The 14,306-nt window shown below is 68.2% G+C and carries 12 protein-coding genes and 4 tRNA genes; 8 read left to right on the top strand and 8 right to left on the bottom strand.

The features are described from left to right. The first annotated feature begins 16 nt into the window (after positions 1–16). Positions 17–1,966, top strand: a complete 1,950-nt coding sequence (gene dxs / locus H521_RS0105005) for a 1-deoxy-D-xylulose-5-phosphate synthase (protein WP_022891936.1) — start codon at positions 17–19, stop codon at positions 1,964–1,966. Between the two features lie 83 nt (positions 1,967–2,049). Here the strand turns inward: dxs and H521_RS0105010 are convergent, their stop codons facing one another. The 4 genes from H521_RS0105010 to H521_RS0105025 form a co-directional block, all read right to left on the bottom strand. After that, positions 2,050–4,191 (bottom strand): 3-hydroxyacyl-CoA dehydrogenase NAD-binding domain-containing protein, encoded by a 2,142-nt coding sequence (locus H521_RS0105010; RefSeq protein ID WP_022891937.1) that lies wholly within the window; start codon positions 4,189–4,191, stop codon positions 2,050–2,052. Further along, positions 4,191–5,396: a thiolase family protein gene (locus H521_RS0105015; protein WP_022891938.1), complete on the bottom strand. Its 1,206-nt coding sequence runs from the start codon at positions 5,394–5,396 to the stop codon at positions 4,191–4,193. The genes H521_RS0105010 and H521_RS0105015 overlap by 1 nt, the downstream gene beginning before the upstream one ends. Before the next feature lie 76 nt (positions 5,397–5,472). Next, positions 5,473–6,669: a ribonuclease D gene (locus H521_RS0105020; protein WP_022891939.1), complete on the bottom strand. Its 1,197-nt coding sequence runs from the start codon at positions 6,667–6,669 to the stop codon at positions 5,473–5,475. Further along, a complete protein-coding gene (locus H521_RS0105025; RefSeq protein WP_022891940.1) occupies positions 6,662–7,249 on the bottom strand; it encodes a DUF3000 domain-containing protein in 588 nt (195 codons plus the stop codon). Before H521_RS0105025 ends, H521_RS0105020 begins: the two co-directional genes overlap by 8 nt. Positions 7,250–7,329: 80 nt before the next feature. Between H521_RS0105025 and H521_RS21610 the strand changes: the two genes are divergently transcribed. Beyond that, entirely contained in the window at positions 7,330–8,544 is a 1,215-nt protein-coding gene (locus H521_RS21610) for an alpha/beta hydrolase family protein (RefSeq protein WP_051159182.1), read from the top strand. A gap of 16 nt (positions 8,545–8,560) precedes the next feature. Here H521_RS21610 and H521_RS0105035 read toward each other — a convergent pair whose 3' ends face one another. Continuing rightward, the gene (locus tag H521_RS0105035; protein WP_022891941.1) at positions 8,561–8,998 is read right to left on the bottom strand and encodes a SufE family protein; all 438 of its coding nucleotides are present in this window, start codon (positions 8,996–8,998) and stop codon (positions 8,561–8,563) included. Between the two features lie 47 nt (positions 8,999–9,045). Further along, on the bottom strand, positions 9,046–9,945 hold the full coding sequence (locus H521_RS0105040; RefSeq protein WP_022891942.1) for a sulfurtransferase: 900 nt from the start codon (positions 9,943–9,945) through the stop codon (positions 9,046–9,048). 143 nt (positions 9,946–10,088) lie between these two features. Here H521_RS0105040 and zapE point away from each other — a divergent pair, with 143 nt between their 5' ends. The 3 genes from zapE to H521_RS0105055 all read left to right on the top strand — a co-directional run bounded on the left by zapE (position 10,089) and on the right by H521_RS0105055 (position 13,180). Beyond that, positions 10,089–11,144, top strand: a complete 1,056-nt coding sequence (gene zapE / locus H521_RS0105045) for a cell division protein ZapE (protein WP_022891943.1) — start codon at positions 10,089–10,091, stop codon at positions 11,142–11,144. Positions 11,145–11,313: 169 nt separating this feature from the next. Beyond that, positions 11,314–12,579, top strand: coding sequence for an ammonium transporter (locus H521_RS0105050; protein ID WP_022891944.1), 1,266 nt, complete (start codon positions 11,314–11,316; stop codon positions 12,577–12,579). Positions 12,580–12,637: 58 nt separating this feature from the next. After that, the gene (locus H521_RS0105055) at positions 12,638–13,180 is read left to right on the top strand and encodes a type II toxin-antitoxin system PemK/MazF family toxin (protein ID WP_022891945.1); all 543 of its coding nucleotides are present in this window, start codon (positions 12,638–12,640) and stop codon (positions 13,178–13,180) included. A gap of 4 nt (positions 13,181–13,184) precedes the next feature. On the opposite strand, the gene H521_RS0105060 is transcribed toward H521_RS0105055, so the two are convergent. Next, a complete protein-coding gene (locus H521_RS0105060) occupies positions 13,185–13,544 on the bottom strand; it encodes a VOC family protein (protein WP_022891946.1) in 360 nt (119 codons plus the stop codon). Between the two features lie 133 nt (positions 13,545–13,677). Next, positions 13,678–13,750: transfer RNA gene (locus tag H521_RS0105065), tRNA-Val, on the bottom strand. Between the two features lie 250 nt (positions 13,751–14,000). Between H521_RS0105065 and H521_RS0105070 the strand changes: the two genes are divergently transcribed. From H521_RS0105070 to H521_RS0105080, 3 genes are all read left to right on the top strand, one after another. Then, a tRNA-Gly gene (locus H521_RS0105070) sits at positions 14,001–14,072 on the top strand. A gap of 57 nt (positions 14,073–14,129) precedes the next feature. Beyond that, positions 14,130–14,203, top strand: a tRNA-Cys gene (locus H521_RS0105075). 25 nt (positions 14,204–14,228) lie between these two features. After that, positions 14,229–14,303, top strand: a tRNA-Val gene (locus H521_RS0105080). The last annotated feature ends 3 nt before the right edge of the window (positions 14,304–14,306 follow it).

Here is a 14,306-nt window from a genome sequence, read left to right on the forward strand (position 1 = left end):
CTCCGGAGGCCATTGCATGACACTGCTCGAGACGATTTCGGGACCTCGTGATCTCGATGCGCTGAGTCCCGAACAGCTCGATCAGCTCGCGCGCGAGATCCGCGAGTACCTGGTCGAGTCGGTCTCCAAGACCGGCGGTCATCTGGGCCCGAACCTCGGCGTCGTGGAGATGACGATCGCCATCCACCGGGTCTTCGAGTCACCGCGCGACTCGATCGTCTTCGACACCGGTCACCAGTCGTACGTGCACAAGCTCCTGACCGGTCGGCGCGACCTCTCCACCATCCGGCAGACCGGTGGCCTCGCCGGTTACCCGCAGCGCTCGGAGTCCGAGCACGACATCGTCGAGAGCTCCCATGCATCGAGCTCGCTGTCGTGGGCCGACGGAATCTCCCGGGCATTCGAGATGACCGGTCAGCACGACCGGCACGTCGTCGCCGTGGTCGGCGATGGAGCGCTCACTGGCGGCATGACCTGGGAGGCGCTCAACAACATCTCCGACGACAACACGAGAAAGCTCGTGGTGGTCGTCAACGACAACGGGCGCTCGTATGCGCCGACGATCGGCGGCATGGCCCGCTTCCTCAACACGGTGCGCACCAAGCAGACCTACCGCTCGTTGCACCTCTCGAGCCGTCAGGTGTTCGATCGCCTCGGCGCCCCGGCTCGTGCGTTCTATCGAGGCGTGCGCGGCGGCCTGCACGGCTTCCTCAGCCGGTTCACAGGCAATGAGGCGCTCTACTCGAATCTCGACATCAAGTACATCGGCCCGATCGACGGCCACGACGAGCACGCGATGGAAGAGGCGCTGCGACAGGCGAAGGACTATGGCGCGCCCGTCATCGTGCACGCCATCACCGACAAGGGCCGGGGATACGAGCCGGCGCTCCGCGATGCCGCCGACCAGTTCCACGCCGTCGGCCAGATCGATCCGGAGACCGGCGAGTCCCTCGAGACCGCCTCGGCTCCGTCATGGACGAGCGTCTTCGCCGACGAGCTCATGCACCTCGCCGAGGGCAACGACCGCCTCGTCGGCATCACGGCGGCGATGCTGCGCCCCACCGGTCTGCACCGCATGGCCGAACGGTTCCCGAGCCGCGTCTTCGACGTCGGCATCGCCGAGCAGCATGCGGCGACCTCTGCCGCCGGCCTCGCCTTCGGCGGACTGCACCCGGTCGTCGCGGTCTACGCGACCTTCATCAACCGTGCGTTCGACCAGGTCCTGATGGATGTCGCGCTGCACAAGGCCGGCGTCACCTTCGTGCTCGACCGGGCGGGAGTCACCGGGCCCGACGGCCCGAGCCACCACGGTGTGTGGGATCTGTCGATCCTGCAGGTGGTGCCCGGCATCCGCATCGCGGCTCCGCGCGATTCGATCCGACTGGTCGAAGAGCTCGGTGAAGCCGTGCTCGTCGACGACGCGCCGACCGTCATCCGCTTCCCGAAGGGCACCGTCGGCACCGACTTCGACGCGGTGCGCCGCACCGGCGACGGCGTCGACGTGCTCGCCGAATCCGACCGCAGGGATGTGCTCATCGTCACTGTCGGCCCGATGGCCGCCACGGGGCTGCAGGTCGCCGCGCGGCTCGAGGCGCAGGGCATCGGCGCAACCGTGGTCGATCCCCGCTGGGTCGTGCCTGTACCGCGCAGCGTCATCGACCTCGCCGCCGACTATCGCATCGTCGTGAGCATCGAAGACGGCATCCGGGTCGGCGGCATCGGCACGAGAATCCGACAAGATCTTCGTGAGGCGGGCGTCGACACGGCGGTCACCGAACTCGGGCTGCCCGACGAGTTCCTCGATCACGGCTCCCGTGCCGACATCCTCGAACGGGTCGGCCTGACGCCCCAGCACATCGCTCGAGATGTCACCGCGATGGTGCTCGGTTCGAAGCTGCCGCACGCGCGCGGCGTCGGCGTCGAGGCCGGTGTACCGACAGATACGAGCCCGCAGCCGCGCGTCTGACGCGACGCGCCCGGCGCTCCCGCCGCCTGCCCAACGAAGAACGGCCCTCGGCATGCGCCGAGGGCCGTCGTCTTCGTGGGATGCTAGGCGCCCACGCCCGTGATCATCGGGTGGTGGAAGGTGTCGCCGAATACGCGCTCGGAGGCACCGACGCGGTCGAGGTACGGCGTGAGACCGCCCATCTGGAACGGGAACCCAGCGCCGAGCACCATGCAGAGGTCGATGTCTTCTGCTGCCTCGACGACGCCGCCGTCGAGCATCAGTCGCACCTCGCGGGCGAGACCGTCTTGCAGCGCGATGAGGATCTCGTCGGCCGTCCGGCTGTTCTTGCCGCCGGCGACGATCTTCATCGCGCCCTTGTCGAAGCCCTTGACGCGGCCCTTGTCGTCTTTCTCGAGGAGCTTGCCGTAGGCGGCGAGCTTGTGCAGGTTCTCGCTGCGGTAGAACCGATCGGGGAACGCTGCGTGGTGCGTGTCGAGCACGTGCGCGCCGACCTTGAGGCCCACGAGGTCGAGCAGCGCCGAGGGCGCCATCGGCAGGCCGAGGGGCGCGATCGCCTCGTCGACGGTCTGGAACGAGGTGCCCTCGTCGACCGCGCGCATCGCCTCGCCGAGCAGCACCGCGAGCAGACGGTTGACGACGAATCCGGGGGTGTCGGCTGTGATGACGGCGTTCTTCCGCAGGTTCTTCGCGGCGACCATGGCCGTCGAGAGCGTCGCCTCGTCGGTGTGCGGCGTCTTCACGACCTCGATCAGCGGCATCACCGCGACCGGGGTGAAGAAGTGGAAGCCCACGAGCCGCTCGGGGTGGGCGAGCTTGGCACCGATCTGCTCGACCGAGAGCGACGAGGTGTTCGTCGCCAGCACGGCCTCGGGCGAGATGTGCTGCTCGACCTCGGCGAAGACGTTCTGCTTGATCTCGAGCTCCTCGAACACGGCCTCGATGACCCAGTCGCAATCGGCGAAGTCGGCCTTGTCGACGGTGCCGGTGACGAGCGCCTTGAGCCGGTTCGACTCGTCGGGGGAGATGCGGCCCTTCTCGAGGAGCTTGTCGATCTCTTCGGCGATGTAGGCCACGCCCTTGTCGACGCGCGCCTGGTCGATGTCGGTGATCACGACGGGAACCCGGAGGCGGCGCACGAAGAGCAGCGCGAGCTGGCTCGCCATGTAGCCGGCGCCGAGCACGCCGACCTTGGTGACCTTCTTCGCGAGCGCCTTGTCGGGTGCGCCGGCCGGCCGCTTCGTTCGCTTCTGCACGAGGTTGAAGGCGTAGATCGATGCATGCAGCTGGTCGCCGCCGATGAGCTCGGTGAGCACCTCGTCTTCTCGTTGGAACCCCTCGGCGCGAGTGCCGCTCTTGGCGGCCTTCATGAGGTCGAGTGCGGCGTAGGGCGACTTCGGGATCGAACCGATGCGGCTCTTCAGCATCTTGGTCGCGATGCCGATCGCTGCGTCCCACTTGACGAGGCGCTCGACCTTGCCCGGTTCGTTCGGCCGCTTGACCTTGATCCGTCCGGAGACCACGTCGTCGGCCCAGCGGATGGAGTCTTCGAGGTAACTGACCGACGGGAAGATCGCATCGGCGATGCCGAGGTCGAACGCGTCCTGCCCCTTGAGGGTACGGTTCTGCTTCAACGGATTCTCGATCACGACCTTGAGGGCGTTCTCGATGCCGATGAGGTTCGGCAGGATGGTCGCGCCGCCCCAGCCGGGGATGAGCCCGAGGAAGACCTCGGGCAGCGCGAGCGCGGGCGCCGAGGCATCCACCGTGCGGTAGTCGGCGTGCAGGCCGATCTCGAGCCCGCCGCCGAGCGCGAGGCCGTTGTAGAACACGAACGAGGGCACGCCGACCTCGCCGAGCTTCGCGAGCGCGAAGTGGCCGAGCTGCACGAATTTCTTCGCGGTCTCCTTGTCGGGGATCTCGGCGACCTTCGAGAGATCGGCTCCGGCGGCGAGGATGAACGGCTTTCCGGTGACGGCGACCCCGTCGATCTCGCCGGCGGCGGCGCGCGCCTTCAGCTCGTCGAGCGTCTTCGCGTACTCGAGGAGCGTGGCGGCACCGAGCGTGTTGGGCCGGGTGTGGTCGCGTCCGTTGTCGAGCGTCAGAAGGGCGAGGGTCTTGCCGCCCGAGAGCGGAACGTCGCGCACGTACGAATGCGTGACGACCTCGTCGTCGCCTGCGAGGGCGACCAGCGAGTCGAAGTCGATCTTCGTGTAGTCGGTCATCAGGCCTTCTTCGCCTTCTTGTTGAAGTTCGGGTTCTCCCAGATCATGGTGCCGCCCTGGCCGAGGCCGACGCACATGCTCGTGATGCCGTACCGAACGTCGGGCCGCTCGGTGAACTGGCTCGCGAGCTGGTTCATCAGGCGCACGCCGGAAGAGGCGAGCGGGTGACCGACGGCGATGGCGCCGCCCCACGGGTTGACGCGGGGGTCGTCGTCGGCGATGCCGTAGTGATCCATGAACGAGAGCACCTGCACCGCGAACGCCTCGTTCATCTCGAACAGGTCGATGTCGTCGATCGAGAGGCCGGCCTTGCGCAGTGCCTTCTCGGTGGCGGGAATCGGGCCGATGCCCATGATCTCGGGGTCGACGCCGGCGAAGGCGAAGCTCACGAGCTTCATCTTCGGGGTGAGGCCGAGCTCTTTGGCTGCGGCACCGGAGGCGAGGATCGCCGCCGTCGCGCCGTCGTTCAGTCCAGAGGCGTTGCCCGCGGTGATGCGGCCGTGGGGCCGGAACGGCGTCTTCAGCGCGGCCAGGCCCTCGAGCGTCGTCTCGGGTCGCATGACCTCGTCGCGCGTCGCCAGGCCCCAGCCCTCGTCGGTGCGGATCGCGACCGGCACGAGGTCTTGCTGGATCTTGCCCGCGGCGTAGGCGGCGGCCGTCTTCTGCTGGCTCGCCAGAGCGTAGCGGTCGCTGCGCTCCTTGGTGAGCTGCGGGAATCGATCGTGGATTCGCTCGGCGGTGGCGCCCATCACGAGGGCGTCTTCGCCCACGAGCTTCTCGGTGAGGAATCGCGGGTTGGGGTCGACGCCCGAGCCCATCGGGTGGTGGCCCATGTGCTCGACGCCACCGGCGATCGCGAGGTCGTACATGCCGAAGCCGATCGAGCCCGACATCATGGCCGCGGCCGTCATGGCCCCGGCGCACATGCGGTCGATGGAGAAACCCGGCACGGTCTTCGGGAGGCCGGCGAGGATCGCCGCCGTACGGCCGAGCGTGAGGCCCTGGTCGCCGGTCTGGGTCGTCGCCGCGATCGCGACATCGTCGATGCGGTCCTTCGGAACGTTCGGATTGCGCTCGATGAGTCCGACGATCGCCTTGACGACGAGATCGTCGGCACGGGTGTTCCAGTACATGCCCTTGTCGCCGGCCTTGCCGAACGGGGTGCGGACCCCATCGACGAACACGACTTCAGCTTGATCAGCCACGCTGCAGCTCACTTTCGATCAGGATGTCTCGATCCTACGAACGCCGCTGAGGAGCCGCTGAATCGCTTGACGGAACCTACGAAGCGTCGGAGGTGGCATCCTCGAGCGATTGTGCGGCCTCCACAAATGCATCGGCGATTAACTGTGAGGTTGCCGCAACCTGCCAGCGACGCGCGCCGAGCGCGAGCAGGGCCTCGCCGATCGACGCGGCGCTCGCCTCCTCGGGCGGAGTCCAGGCGACGCGACGAAGGTGATCCGGAGTCAGCAGGTTCTCGACGGGCATGTCGAGTTGCTCGGCGGCCTCGGTGATGGCGACCTTCGCGACACGCAAGCGGGCGTCGGCGTCGGGATGCCGCGCTGCCCACGCACGCGGCGGTGGCGGGGCATCGCTCGGTACCCGTACGGCCGGGAGGTCGGTCGTCGTGAGGCCGCGTTCGACCGCGCTCCACCATCGATCGAGTTCGGTGCGACTCGCGCGACCGTTGAACTCGCGCAGGTCGGCGAGCGCGCGCCGGGTCGACGGCAACGACCGGGCGACCGCGAGGAGCGAGGCATCCGGCACCAGGCGGCCGGGCGCGACATCCAGCTCGGTCGCGAGCTCGTCGCGAGAGAGCCACAGCTCGCGGGCGACGGCGAGGTTGCGGGGGCTGCGCATCGCGTGGATGCCGGAGAGTCGACGCCAGGGCTCGGCGGCCGCGGGCTTCGCGGCGCGGTGCAGCACGGCATCGAACTCCTCGTCGGCGAGTTCGGCCTTGCCCGTCTCGGCGAGCTTCGCACCGAGCTTCTCGCGCACGTCGACGAGGAGCTCGACGTCGAGGGCCGCGTACTTCAGCCACGATTGCGGCAGCGGGCGCGTCGACCAGTCGGAGGCCGAGTGCTCCTTGGCGAGCTTGATGTCGAGCAGCTCTTCGACGACCGATGCGAGGCCGACCCTCGGCATGCCGAGCAGGCGAGCCGCGAGTTCGGTGTCGAAGATGCGGTCGGGGTCGAGTCCGACCTCGCGGAGGCAGGCGAGGTCTTGACTGGCGGCATGGAGGATCCACTCCTCAGCATGGATGCCGTCTTGAAGCACCGAGAAGTCGGGGATCTGCGGCGGATCGAAGAGGAAGGTTCCTGCGCCGCGGCGATACATCTGGATCAGGTACGCCCGCTGCGAATAGCGGAAACCGCTCGCACGCTCGGCGTCGACCGCGATGGGTCCCTCGCCATCGAGAAGCCGCCGCACCGCTTCATCGAAGGCGGCGGGAGTCTCGATCACCTGGAATTCATCCACGGTTCGACCTCCGACGTGGCAGGGCGGTCACCCCCTCTGATCGGGGCGGAAGTCCTGCGAGCATGCACAACAATTCTCCCCAGCCTTCCACATGCGGGCCGATCGCCGCGTCGAGGGGCGTCCACGAGGCCCGCAACTCGATCTGGGCGCCGTCGCCCTGACGCGCCAGCTCGCCGAACCCGGTGGAGAGGATCTTCGTCGCCGTGCCCGACGCGGCGATGTAGCGAGCGCCGCGTGCATCGAGCGCGTCGACCAGCCACGACCAGGCCACGTCGGCCAGGAACGGGTCGAGGCCGATGTCGGTCTCGAGCGGTGCTTGCGCGAAGCAGACGACCCTGAAGCTGCCGCCCCACGCCTCGGGCTCGCTCGCATCGTGCAGGAGCACGAAGCGACCGGTTCCGAGTTCGGAATCCTCGTGACGGCTCGGCGTGACGTCGGCCGAGAGGGCGACGGCGTTCGGCGCGAGCGAGCCCGGCGCCGGAATCTCGGAGATACGCAATTCCGCTCGGGGAACAGCCGCCCGCAACGAATCGAGGGCGGCCGCGAACTCTGGGGGGAGCGGAGGCGCTGAGTCGGGCACGACTGCAGACTAGAGTCTCGACTACGGGGGATGTCGGCGGCACGCCGCGGCACACCGAACGGTGACTTCGGGAGGAACGGATGCGTCGGAAGCGAGCTGTCGGCACGACCATCGGCATAGCGGCATCCGCCGTGGGACTCGTCGCGCTCACGATCGGCGCGGCCACCGGCGCGGTGGCGGTGTACTTCGCTCGAAAGGTGGTCACGCCGGCCGGCAAACGCCTCGAAGACGTGCGCATCGTCAGCGTCGACCTGCCGGCGGGCGAGATCACGCTCCTCGCCTCCGACGAGACTCGTATGCGCGGCAGGTACGGGCTCTGGTTCGACCGCGACGCCGGCCATGCACGCCTCGGCGACGTCATTGAGGACGGCGAACGCGAAGTGCGTCGTTCGATCGACTCCGTCGACTTCGGGCGGCTCGATCGAGCGACCCGAGGTCGCATGGACGGCTATTACCACCTCGGCCCGTGGGAGCTCGATGCTCCGTACGAGAACGTCGTCGTCGAGACCGAGCTCGGTCCGGCGCCCGCCTGGCTGATCAGGTCGGCGGATGCCTCGGCTCGGTGGGTCATCCAGGTGCACGGTCGGGGCGCGAAACGGCCCGAGACGCTGCGTGCGGTGGCGCCGGCCCGCGACGCCGGCTGGAACTCATTGCTCATGACGTATCGCAACGACGGCGATGCGCCCGAGAGCGAAGACCGCCGATACGGCCTCGGCGGCACGGAGTGGGCCGATGTGGTCGCCGCGACTCGGTTCGCGGTCGAACACGGCGCCGAGCAGATCGTGCTCATGGGCTGGTCGATGGGCGGCGCCATCGCGCTGCAGGCGGTGCTGCGCTCCGAAGAGGTGCGTGAGCGGCTCGTCGGGGTCGTGCTCGACTCTCCGGCGATCGACTGGACCGACATCCTCAGATTCCAGGGCACACTGAACCGGATGCCGCCGGAGCTCGGCGACCTCGTCGTGCAGGTGCTCGGCGGACCGCTCGGCGCCGGCCTCACCGGCATCGCGGCACCGATCGACGTCGCCGAACTCGACCCCGTCGCGCGGGCCGAGGAGTTCGAGGTGCCGATGCTGCTCATGCACAGCGTCGACGACGGTTTCGTTCCCATCGACGGCTCGCGCCGATTCGCCGCCGCGCGGCCCGACCTGATCCAGTTCGAGGAGTTCGAGGGCGCTCGGCACACGAAACTCTGGAATCACGATCCCGAGCGGTGGACCGCGCTCGTGCACGGCTGGCTCGTGCGCCACGGCGACCTGGTCGCGAGCCGCGGCGATGAGGCGCAGATCGCCGGCTGAGTTCGGCGCTCGCGACTCAGGCGGCGAGTCGCTCGCGGAGTTGCCGCTTGATGCGGGCGAGCATGCCCGTCATGCCGCGGACGCGCAGCGGCGACACCGCCTCGCCGAGACCGAGCGACTGCGGGTAGTCGGCCGGCACGTCGAGCACCTGTTGCGCGGTGAGGCCGTCGAGCCCTTGCGCGAGGATCGAGGCGAAGCCGCGCGTCGTCGGCGACTCGGCAGGGGCCGTGGCGTAGAGGTGCACGCGACCTTCGTCGACCTCGACGAAGATGAACACGGGGGACTGGCACTCCTCGACGCGCTCGAAGAGGTCGGGATGGTCGGCGTAGCGCTCGGGCAGCTCGGGCAGCTCGTTCGAGAACTCGAGCAGCAGCTGCAGGCGGTCGCGCACACCGAGAGCGAGAAAGTCGTCTCGGGTCTCGGCGAGTCGAGCGGGCAGGGTCGTCGCATCCATCGGATTCATTCTCCCATGGCTCGGCGCGCCCCTGCCCGTCGCCCGGCTCAGCGGGCGGGGAGTTCTCCGCGATCGGCACCGGTCACGATGGGAACGCGCACCGCACTGCCCCACTCGGTCCACGAGCCGTCGTAGTTGCGCACCTTCTCGAAGCCGAGCAGATGGTTCAGCACGAACCAGGTGTGACTCGACCGCTCGCCGATGCGGCAGTAGGCGACGATGTCGTCACCGTCTTGGAGGCCGACCTCGCCGCGGTAGATCGCGTCGAGTTCCTCCCTCGACTTGAAGGTACCGTCGGCCGCAGCGGCACGGGCCCACGGCACGGATGCCGCGGTCGGGATGTGGCCGGCGCGCAGCGCGCCTTCTTCGGGGTACGCCGGCGCGGTCGTGCGCTCACCGCTGTACTCCTCGGGCGAACGAACATCGATAAGAGGGTTGCCGAGGTGGGCGAGCACGTCGTCCTTGTACGCGCGCACCGCCCGGTCGTCGCGCTCGACCACCGGGTACTCGACCGGTGTCACCTCAGGGGCATCCGTCGTGATGTCGCGTCCCTCGGCGATCCAGAGGTCGCGACCGCCGTCGAGGAGGCGCACGTCGTCATGACCGAAGAGCGTGAAGACCCAGAGTGCGTAAGCGGCCCACCAGTTGTTCTTGTCGCCGTAGATCACGACGGTCGTGTCGCGGGCGATGCCCTTGGAGCCGAGGAGCGCGGCGAACTGCTCGCCGTTCACGTAGTCGCGCACGACCGGGTCGTTGAGGTCGGTGTGCCAGTCGATCTTCACGGCGCCCGGGATGTGGCCGGTCTCGTAGAGCAGCACGTCTTCATCGGACTCGACGACGACGAGCCCGGGTTCACCGAGGTGCTCGGCGAGCCACGCGGTGGTGACGAGACGCTCGGGGTGCGCGTACTCGGCGAGCTTCTGAGCGGAGTCGAACTCGGCGGACATGGGTACCTCCTGGGATCGCCCGGTCGGGCGGGGTGTTCGGGGGAGCGGACTAGGCTGAACACCTGTCCACCCACGAATCTACGCGGCGCGACGGGCGAAGTCAGTACGCCGGTCATCCGATGCAACACGGGAGCACCTCAAGCATGACCACGGCATCGAGCCATGCCCTCATTCGCATCATCGAGCGGAACCCGTCGATCTCGGGCGCCGAGATCGCCTCCGAGCTCTCGCCGCCACCGCAGTTCGAGCACGCGTCGTTCGAGTCGTATCGGCCCGACCCCGACTTCCCGTCGCAGCAGGCGGCGCTCGAACGCCTGAAGGAGTTCGCCGGCGCCTGGCGCGCGGCGCAGCGCCCGGGCGGATTCTTCTCCCGCAAGCGCCCTGCCCGCATCGAATTGCCCGGTGTCTATCTCGACGGCGGCTTCGGCGTCGGCAAGACGCACCTGTTGGCCGCCCTCTGGCACGTGGCGCACGGCCCGAAATACTTCGGCACCTTCATCGAGTACACGGCGCTCGTCGGCGCGCTCGGCTACCAGCCGGCCGTCGACCTGCTGCGGGGCGCGAAGCTCGTCTGCATCGACGAGTTCGAGCTCGACGACCCGGGCGACACGATGCTCATGACGCGGTTCCTCGGCGAACTCATGGCGGGCGGCACCCGCGTCGCCGCGACCTCGAACACGCCGCCGAACGCACTCGGCGAGGGACGGTTCGCGGCGAGCGACTTCCTGCGCGAGATCCACGCCCTCTCCTCGAACTTCGAGACCTTGCGCATCGACGGCCTCGACTACCGCCGCCGCGACACCGAGGGTCACGCCGAGTCGCTCGCGGGCGACGCCGATGTCTCCCGCACCGCCGCCGCCCTTGCCGCTCGAGGCCACCGGGTGTCGCTCGACGGCTTCGACGAGCTCATCGAACACCTTGCGACCGTGCACCCCTCGAAGTACGTGAAGCTCGTCGCGGGCCTCGAGTTCATCGCGCTCGAGGGCGTGCACGAACTCACCGACCAGAACGCGGCGCTGCGGCTCGTCGCCTTCATCGACCGCGTCTACGACGCCGAGGTGCCGATCATCGCGAGCGGGCTGCCGCTCGACCAGGTCTTCGCTGCTGACATGATGTCGGGCGGCTATCGCAAGAAGTACCTGCGGGCGATGTCGCGCATGATCGCGCTCACCACGGGAGAGCTGCCGCCGCACGACTGACGCGGCTCTCCGGGGCGATTCCCATGCGTTGCCCCGCGCTGCGAAACGTGCTGTTTACCTGACGGCCCACGACGTAACCAACTCGAAACAACAGACGATCTCTTCGGAAACGTCGCCTCGTGAAACTGGGGCGCACAGGCTTCCCCCTGTAATCCGAGAGAGGTTCGAGATGGATCAAGGCAACACGGCGTTCCTGCTGATCATGGCTGCACTGGTGCTGCTCATGACGCCGGGACTCGCATTCTTCTACGGTGGTCTCGTCAAGGCCAAGAGCGTCATCAGCATGATGATGATGAGCTTCGGCGCCATCGGCCTCATCGGAGTGCTCTGGGTGCTCTACGGCTACGCGATCGCCTTCCCATCGGCCGACGGGCTCTCGGCGCCGTTCGCCATCGACTGGTCGGCACTCGGACTCACGAGCCTGCTCGAGACCCCCGAGGGCGCCGCGTACCCGCCGCTCGCCTTCGTGGCGTTCCAGGCGACGTTCGCCATCATCACGGTCGCGCTGATCTCGGGCGCGATCGCCGACCGGGCGAAGTTCGGCGCGTGGATGGTGTTCGCCGCCGTCTGGGCGACCATCGTCTACTTCCCGGTCGCAAGCTGGGTGTTCAACTTCGGGCTCGACCCCGAAACCGGCGACTTCACCTACGGCGGCTGGATCACCTACGGAATGCAGGAGCTCTTCGGCACGGGCGCACTCGACTTCGCCGGCGGCACGGCGGTGCACATCAACGCCGGTGCGGCGGCGCTCGCCCTCGCGCTCGTGCTCGGCAAGCGCGTCGGGTTCTCGAAGGGTGCTCACGTGCCCCACAACCCGCCCTTCGTGCTGCTCGGCGCCGGCCTCCTGTGGTTCGGCTGGTTCGGCTTCAACGCGGGCTCCGAGCTCGCTGCCGACGGCACCGCGGCACTCGCCTGGATCAACACGCTCGCCGCGCCGGCAGCCGCACTGCTCGCCTGGCTTCTCGTGGAGAAGATCAGGGACGGAAAGCCCACCTCAGTCGGCGCCGCCTCTGGCGCCGTGGCCGGCCTGGTCGCCATCACGCCCGCCTGTGCCTTCCTCACCCCCGGCTGGGCGATCGTGCTCGGCCTCGTCGCCGGTGCCGTGTGCGCGCTTGCGATCGACCTGAAGTTCAAGCTCGGGTTCGACGACTCGCTCGACGTCGTGGGCATCCACCTGGTCGGCGGCCTCATCGGCACGCTCTACCTGGGTCTCTTCGCCACCGACAAGGGCCTCTTCACCGGTGGTGACGGCACGCAGCTCCTGGTGCAGGCGATCGCGGCATTCTCCGTGCTCGTGTTCTCGTTCGTCGTGACCTACATCATCGGCACCATCATCCAGAAGACGATGGGCTTCCGGGTGACGAACGAAGACGAGATCGCCGGCATCGACACCGTCGTGCACGGCGAAGACGCGTACAAGCTCGAGACCGTCTGAACCGTCGGGCCCTGATGGGCCCGAACGGCTCGCGAGGGCGGTGGGGTAGTGTGCCGGTGTGTCAGACACCAGCCGCTTCCTCACCGCCCTCGGTCGCGTCTTCGGCGCGCTGCTCGGAACCGGCTCGACCAAGCGAGCGGATGCCGCGGCGCGACCGGTGCTCGCGACCGACACGCTCTCCCCGGGGCAGTCGGGGTCGGCCGCGACGCTCGAGGTCGATCCGCGGGCGCTGCGCGGCGTGCGGCTCGCGTATGCACCGTCACGCGATGGAGAGCCCGACCCCGGCGAGATCGTCTGGACGTGGGTGCCCTATGAGGAGAACGACGGGCGCGGCAAGGACCGCCCGGTCGTGATCGTCGCGGCATCCGGCGCCGGTGACTATCTCGCGGTGCAACTGACGAGCAAGGCGCATGACGCCGATCGCGACTTCGTCTCCCTCGGAACCGGCGACTGGGATGCCGCGGGGCGCCCGAGCTGGGCGCGCATCGATCGCGTCTTCCGGGTGCGTGCCGACGGCATGCGGCGTGAGGCCGCCTCGCTCGATGCGAAGCGGTACGGCCGCGTCGCCGCAGCTCTCGACGAGCGGTATGGCTGGCGCTGACGCCTCACGCCCGCGAGGGCCGGTGCAGCCCGAACGGCGACCCCTGGTCGTCACGACACAGCCGGAACTCGCCGAAGACCGCGACGGTCTCCTCGTCGTCGGCACCGTTCAACGATTCGACGGTTCCCCCGAGGCGCTGAACGGCGGCGACGGCGGCGTCGAGGTCATCGACGCTGAAGAACACGTAGGGTGCGGCGCCCGGATCACTGCCGTGCACCCCGGCCGGCACACCCGCCCCGTCGATGGAGTAGCCAGCCGCGCCCGGACCGGCCTCGAACGACCAACCGAAGAGCTTTCCGTAGAAGCTGCGTGCGGTCATGGCGTCCGCTGCCCCGAACTCGATGAACGACACCTCGCCTGACATGGGCTTCCCCTCCGCTTCGTTGCGTGTACTGCACACGGTACTGGGGGAGTGAGGCAGCCACAACGGGCCATCCGGCGGGACGCGGGTTTGCACCCGGGATTGAAGAAAGCCCCCTGTGGAGAGGGGGCTTTCGTGGGCGATGCCGGGCTCGAACCGACGACCTCTTCCGTGTGAAGGAAGCGCGCTACCAGCTGCGCCAATCGCCCATGTGGGAGTTGCGAGTCACACGCGGTGACCGCGGAATCGATACTAGCCGACCCGGTGGGGCGAATGCACATCGAGCGCCAGCATGCCGAACCATGCGCTTGGCGATGAGGCCGGGATGACGTCGACACGCCCGGGGATCAGGGGCGGATTCGGCCTGTGACCGGCGTGATTCCGCTGGCCGACCCCGTCAGTTTGTGAATCGTTCAGAGAATCGGTTAGAGTCTCTCTGCACGCAAAAACGCGGGCAATGCGGATGTGGCGCAGTGGTAGCGCATCACCTTGCCAAGGTGAGGGTCGCGAGTTCGAATCTCGTCATCCGCTCTGATCAGGATGGGGCGAAAGCCCCATTCCTGTTCTTTTGGTGGTGAACCCAGACACGGTGGATTGGCCGAGAGGCGAGGCAGCGGCCTGCAAAGCCGTATACACGGGTTCGAATCCCGTATCCACCTCCAAGCTGAGAACTTCCATTCTCGACTTGGGCGATTGGCGCAGCGGTAGCGCGCTTCCCTGACACGGAAGAGGTCACTGGTTCGATCCCAGTATCGCCCACCATGT

Origin of the sequence: Agromyces subbeticus DSM 16689 (genome assembly GCF_000421565.1) — a bacterium.
Taxonomy (GTDB): domain Bacteria; phylum Actinomycetota; class Actinomycetes; order Actinomycetales; family Microbacteriaceae; genus Agromyces; species Agromyces subbeticus.

What these genes read in the sequence shown, in the direction of transcription:
- H521_RS0105060 (WP_022891946.1), bottom strand. Translation starts at nt 13,544, where the DNA reads ATGTCAGGCGAGGTGTCGTTCATCGAGTTCGGGGCAGCGGACGCCATG.
- H521_RS0105010 (WP_022891937.1), bottom strand. Translation starts at nt 4,191, where the DNA reads ATGACCGACTACACGAAGATCGACTTCGACTCGCTGGTCGCCCTCGCA.
- H521_RS0105050 (WP_022891944.1), top strand. Translation starts at nt 11,314, where the DNA reads ATGGATCAAGGCAACACGGCGTTCCTGCTGATCATGGCTGCACTGGTG.
- H521_RS21610 (WP_051159182.1), top strand. Translation starts at nt 7,330, where the DNA reads ATGCGTCGGAAGCGAGCTGTCGGCACGACCATCGGCATAGCGGCATCC.
- H521_RS0105040 (WP_022891942.1), bottom strand. Translation starts at nt 9,945, where the DNA reads ATGTCCGCCGAGTTCGACTCCGCTCAGAAGCTCGCCGAGTACGCGCAC.
- dxs (WP_022891936.1), top strand. Translation starts at nt 17, where the DNA reads ATGACACTGCTCGAGACGATTTCGGGACCTCGTGATCTCGATGCGCTG.
- H521_RS0105035 (WP_022891941.1), bottom strand. Translation starts at nt 8,998, where the DNA reads ATGGATGCGACGACCCTGCCCGCTCGACTCGCCGAGACCCGAGACGAC.
- zapE (WP_022891943.1), top strand. Translation starts at nt 10,089, where the DNA reads ATGACCACGGCATCGAGCCATGCCCTCATTCGCATCATCGAGCGGAAC.